The organism is Mesorhizobium sp. M7A.F.Ca.ET.027.03.2.1 (assembly GCF_003999175.1).
Classification (GTDB): Bacteria; Pseudomonadota; Alphaproteobacteria; order Rhizobiales; family Rhizobiaceae; genus Mesorhizobium.
This window is the reverse complement of sequence record NZ_RZOM01000352.1, coordinates 1-5,439: the sequence shown is the minus strand read 5'-3', so window position 1 is coordinate 5,439 and position 5,439 is coordinate 1. Positions and strand designations below refer to the sequence as shown.

General features: G+C 63.9%; 4 protein-coding genes. All 4 read right to left on the bottom strand.

Going from position 1 to position 5,439, the window contains the following annotated elements; all coding sequences use genetic code 11:
• Window positions 1-22: 22 nt before the first annotated feature.
• Window positions 23-2,593: a translation initiation factor IF-2 gene (gene infB, locus EN750_RS16785; protein ID WP_127294040.1), complete on the bottom strand. Its 2,571-nt coding sequence runs from the start codon at window positions 2,591-2,593 to the stop codon at window positions 23-25.
• Window positions 2,590-3,240 carry an RNA-binding protein gene (locus tag EN750_RS16780; RefSeq protein WP_023811407.1) on the bottom strand — a complete coding sequence of 217 codons (651 nt, stop codon included), beginning with the start codon at window positions 3,238-3,240 and terminating at the stop codon, window positions 2,590-2,592. The genes infB and EN750_RS16780 overlap by 4 nt, the downstream gene beginning before the upstream one ends.
• A gap of 38 nt (window positions 3,241-3,278) precedes the next feature.
• Window positions 3,279-4,874 (bottom strand): transcription termination factor NusA, encoded by a 1,596-nt coding sequence (nusA, locus tag EN750_RS16775; protein ID WP_013527896.1) that lies wholly within the window; start codon window positions 4,872-4,874, stop codon window positions 3,279-3,281.
• A 49-nt stretch (window positions 4,875-4,923) separates the two neighbouring features.
• Window positions 4,924-5,439 (bottom strand): ribosome maturation factor RimP (gene rimP / locus EN750_RS16770; RefSeq protein ID WP_127397072.1); only part of this gene is annotated, 516 nt, incomplete at its 5' end.

Below are 5,439 nucleotides of genomic sequence, written 5' to 3'. Positions count from 1 at the left end.
GGTATGGACAAGTCACTCGAACTCAGAGTGTCCGGGTCACCATCTCGACGCGGAAGCACTCGATGACGTCGCCGACGCGCATGTCTTCGTAGTTCTGGAAGGCCATGCCGCACTCCTGGCCGCCGGGGACTTCCGAAACTTCGTCCTTGAAGCGCTTCAGGGTCTTCAGCGTCCCTTCGTGGATGACGACGTTGTCACGGATCAGGCGCACACCCGCGCCACGCTCGACCTTGCCTTCGGTGACACGGCAGCCGGCGATCTTGCCGACCTTGGTGATGTCGAAGATCTCGAGGATCTGCGCGTTGCCGATGAAGGTCTCGCGACGCTCCGGCGACAGCAGGCCCGACAGAGCCGCCTTCACGTCATCCACGAGGTTGTAGATGATCGAGTAGTAGCGGATCTCGATGCCGGCCGCCGCTGCAGCGGCACGCGCCTGGACGTTGGCGCGGACGTTGAAGCCGATGATCGCGGCACCCGAAGTCTCCGCCAGCGACACGTCGCTTTCGGTGATGGCGCCGGCGCCGGCATGGACGATGCGCGCACGCACTTCGTCGGTGCCGAGCTTGTCGAGCGCGGCGTTGATCGCCTCGATCGAGCCCTGCACGTCGCCCTTGATGACCAGCGGAAATTCCTTCAGCCCGCTTGTCTGCAATTGCGACATCATCTGCTCGAGCGAACCGCGCTGGCCGGCATGCTTGGCAACCGCCTTCTCGCGCGCCAGGCGCTGGCGGTATTCGGTGATCTCGCGGGCACGGGCCTCGTTGTTGACCACGGCGAAGCGGTCGCCGGCCTGCGGTGTGCCCTGCAAGCCAAGCACTTCCACCGGCATCGCCGGCGGCGCTTCCTTGATCTGCACGCCACGATCGTTGACCAGCGCACGCACCCGGCCCCATTCGTTGCCGGCAACGAGGATGTCGCCCGGCATCAGCGTGCCGGTCTGCACCAGCACGGTGGCGACGGGGCCACGGCCCTTGTCGAGCTGGGCTTCAATGACAACGCCTTCGGCGGTACGATCCGGATTGGCCTTCAGGTCGAGAATTTCGGCCTGCAGCAGGATCGCCTCGAGCAGCTTGTCGAGATTGGTGCCCTTGGTCGCCGACACTTCGACGTCCAGAACTTCACCGCCCATGGATTCGACGAAAACCTCGTGGCGCAGCAGTTCGGAGCGCACTTTCTGCGGATCGGCATCATGCTTGTCGATCTTGTTGATCGCCACGATGATCGGAACGCCGGCCGCCTTGGCATGGCTGATCGATTCGATCGTCTGCGGCATGACGCTGTCGTCGGCGGCAACCACCAGGATGGCAATGTCGGTCGCCTGGGCGCCACGAGCACGCATCGCCGTGAAGGCGGCGTGGCCGGGCGTGTCGATGAAGGTGATCTTGTGACCGTTCTTCTCGACCTGGTAGGCGCCGATATGCTGGGTGATGCCGCCGGCTTCGCCGGAGACGACATTGGCGTTGCGGATCGCGTCGAGCAGCGAGGTCTTGCCATGATCGACGTGACCCATGATCGTCACGACCGGCGGACGCGAAACCAGGTCCTCGGCATTGTCGGCGATGTTGAACAGGCCTTCCTCGATGTCGGACTCGGCGACGCGGCGGACCGTGTGGCCGAATTCGGTAGCAACCAGCTCGGCCGTGTCGGCATCGATGACGTCGCCCGGCTTCAGGATCTGGCCCTGCTTCATGAAGAACTTGACCAGATCGACCGCGCGCTCGGACATGCGTTGCGCCAGTTCCTGGATGGTAATGGTCTCTGGCAGGATCACTTCGCGCATGACTTTCTCGCGCGGCTCATTGTGCATCGCGCGCTTGAATTTTTCCTGGCGGCGACGCATCGACGACAGCGAACGGGCTCGCGCGTCTTCGTCGGACAATGCTGAATTCAGCGTCAGCTTGCCGCGGCGGCGGTCTTCCTCGGCCTTGGTCGGCTTGGCCGGACGCGCCACTTCGGGCGTGACCGGACGGCGCACCGGTGCGCCGGCACCAACACGCTTCGGCTTGGCCACTTCCTCGTCATCGACCGTTGCCAGTTCGGCAGCCAATGGCGCGCGTCGACGGGCCTCTTCCTCAGCCCGACGGCGGGATTCGGCCTCGGTCTGCAACCGCGCCTCTTCCTCGGCCTGGCGGCGTGCGGATTCATCGCGTTCGCGCTTGCGGCGCTCTTCGTCCTCGGCGCGACGCTTGGCATCCTCGGCGGCGCGCTGGCGGTCCTCGACCTCGCGAACCTTCGAGCCCTCGAGCGCCCTGCGGCGTGCTTCCATTTCACTGCGCGAAAGCTCGTTCAGCACCATGCCGCTGCGTTCGACCGGGGCCGGTGGCGGTGGTGGCGCCTTCGGTGCTTCCGGCACGACGACGGGTGCGGCCACGACCGCCGGCTTCGGTGTGAAGACCGGGGCGGCAACAGGCTCCGGCTTGTCGCCGGGCATCGAGAACTTGCGCTTCTTGGTTTCGACGACGACCTGCTTGGTGCGGCCGTGCGAGAAGTTCTGGCGCACAGTGCCCTGTTCCATACCGGGGCGCTTCAGCGTCAAGGTCTTCTTCGGCGTCACACTCAGCGTATTGTCGTCACCCGATTTCGTATCGCTCATTCCATATCCTCTGCGGCATCATCTTCGTCAGCAACAGCCGCAAGCATTGCCAGATCGTCCGGGGAACCGCCCCGATACCGGTCGAGCGCAACCATGCGCTTCTGGACCGCCCTGCCCGCGTCTCCCGCGAGAACGGCAGCATGTATCACATTTGTACCCCCCAATGCCAAGCTCAACTCGGCCTCGGAGAAAAGTTTGTAGGCAAGGATGGCGGGCCCGCCGAGATGGACTGTCGCCCGTCGCGCCTGGCTGATCTTGCGCACGCCGTCATCGGACGCCTCGGTCGCGTGGAGCACGAAAAGCGCCAATCCGCCGCGAACAGCACTTTCGACCTTGGTAGCACCAAGCGAAATTGCGCCTGCCTTACGGGCAAGACCAAGCATGCCCAGAGCGTGCCTGGAAAGCAGCCCGTCGATCATGCCGCCAAGATCGGGCGGCACGACCACCTGTGCCTTGAAGGCGCGGGCAAAGAGGTTCTTCGCCGCAGCCTTGTCGATATGTAGGCGGTCGGCGCTCACCCAGCAACCGCGGCCGGGCAGATTTCTCTTGATGTCGGGAACGACGGCCGAATCCGGGCCGACGACGAACCGGATCAGATCATCCGGTTCGGCTTGTTTGCGCGTAACGATGCAGGTGCGATCGTTCATCTCGTCCAGGGGCGGGTTCGGTGCGATGCGGTTTCACCTCACGCACCAACGGCTTCGTCAGCCGAGACTTCTTCGGCTGCAAGCTCGTCTTCGGTGATCCAGCCGGCCTTGAGGCGGGCGGCCAGAACCATCTGTTCGGCGTCTGCGCGGGTCACGCCATGATTGGCCAGCACGCCCGGATAGACCTTTGTCTCGCCGTCCTTGCGTTCCTTCCAGCCGGTCAGGTCGTCGGCGGCATAGCCGGCGAAATCCTCGATCGTCTTCACGCCGTCCTCGCCAAGCGTCACCATCATGGCGGTGGTGACGCCGGGAATTTCGCGCAACTCGTCCGAAACACCGAGCGCCTTGCGCTTGTCATCGTGCTCGGCCTCGATCTTCTCCAGATATTCGCGGGCGCGGGTCTGGATTTCCGAAGCGGTGTCCTCGTCGAAACCGTCGATCGAGGCGATCTCGCCGGAATCGACATACGCGACTTCCTCGACGCTGGTGAAGCCTTCGGAGGCCAGCACCTGGCCGACCATCTCGTCGACGTCGAGGGCTTCCATGAACAGCGACGAACGCTCTACGAATTCCTTCTGGCGACGCTCGGATTCTTCGGCCTCGGTGAGGATGTCGATATCCCAACCGGTCAGCTGCGAAGCCAGACGCACGTTCTGGCCGCGGCGGCCGATGGCCAGCGACAGCTGGTCGTCGGGAACCACGACTTCGATGCGTTCGGCATCCTCGTCGAGCACGACTTTGGCGACTTCCGCCGGCTGCAGCGCGTTGACGATGAAGGACGCCGCCGAAGGCGACCACGGAATGATGTCGATCTTCTCGCCCTGCAATTCGCCGACGACGGCCTGGACGCGGCTGCCGCGCATGCCGACGCAGGCGCCGACCGGATCGATCGAGCTGTCGCGCGAGATGACGGCGATCTTGGCGCGCGAACCTGGGTCGCGGGCGACCGATTTTATCTCGATGATGCCGTCATAGATTTCCGGCACTTCCATGGTGAACAGCTTGGCCATGAACTGCGGGTGGGTACGCGACAGGAATATCTGCGGGCCGCGCTGCTCGCGGCGCACATCGTAGACATAGGCGCGGACGCGGTCGCCATATTTGTAGTTCTCGCGCGGGATCAGCTCATCGCGACGGATGATCGCTTCGCCGCGGCCGAGATCGACGATGACGTTGCCGTATTCGACGCGCTTGACGGTACCGTTGACGATCTCGCCGATGCGGTCCTTGTACTCGTCATACTGGCGGTCGCGTTCGGCCTCGCGGACCTTCTGCACGATGACCTGCTTGGCCGACTGGGCAGCGATGCGGCCGAAATCCATGGGCGGCAGCTGTTCGGCGATGAAGTCGCCGAGCTGGGCGTCGGGATTGCGCTCGCGAGCCGACGAAATGGCGATCTGCGTGGCGTAGTCATCGACCTTCTCGACCACTTCCATCAGCCGCTGCAGCTTCATCTCACCGGTGTTCGGGTTGATGTCGGCGCGGATGTTGGTCTCCTGACCGTAACGCGAGCGCGCCGCCTTCTGGATCGCATCGGCCATGGCGGCGATGACGATCGACTTGTCGATCGACTTTTCACGCGCGACCGCGTCGGCGATCTGCAGCAATTCAAGTCTGTTGGCGCTTACAACCATCGTTTTTCTCCGGAGCTTGTTTGCCGGGCCTTTGCGCCCGGCAGCTCAATCATAGTTCCTGTTCGTGGTCTTCCGTGGCGTCCGCTTCCGCACCCGACTCGTCGTCGTCCGGTTCGCCGCGGCGCTTCTTGGCTTCCTTGCGCGCCCTGTTGTCCTTCGACAGGGCATCGCGGATGAGATCGTCGGTCAGGATCAGGCGCACGTCGGCAATCGCATCGTAGGGGACACGCACCGTCGGCTCCTCGCCATAGGCTGCCTTGTCGCGCTCGATCAGCACATCGTCTTCGCCGGCTTCGGCGATCTTGCCCTTGAAGCGCTTGCGGTCGGCGACGACCATCGATGTTTCCATCTTCACCAGATGACCCGTCCAGGTCGTGAAATCCGATTTGCGGACCAGTGGCCGGTCGATGCCGGGCGACGAGACTTCGAGGTGATAGGCCTTTTCGATCGGATCATCGACGTCGAGCGCCGGCGACACCGCGCGGCTGACCTCTTCGCAATCCTCGACGGTCATGGTGCCGTCCTCGCGTTCGGCCATGATCTGCAGCGTCAGCCCGTTCTGGCC

What these genes read in the sequence shown, in the direction of transcription:
- infB (WP_127294040.1), bottom strand. Translation starts at nt 2,593, where the DNA reads ATGAGCGATACGAAATCGGGTGACGACAATACGCTGAGTGTGACGCCG.
- EN750_RS16780 (WP_023811407.1), bottom strand. Translation starts at nt 3,240, where the DNA reads ATGAACGATCGCACCTGCATCGTTACGCGCAAACAAGCCGAACCGGAT.
- nusA (WP_013527896.1), bottom strand. Translation starts at nt 4,874, where the DNA reads ATGGTTGTAAGCGCCAACAGACTTGAATTGCTGCAGATCGCCGACGCG.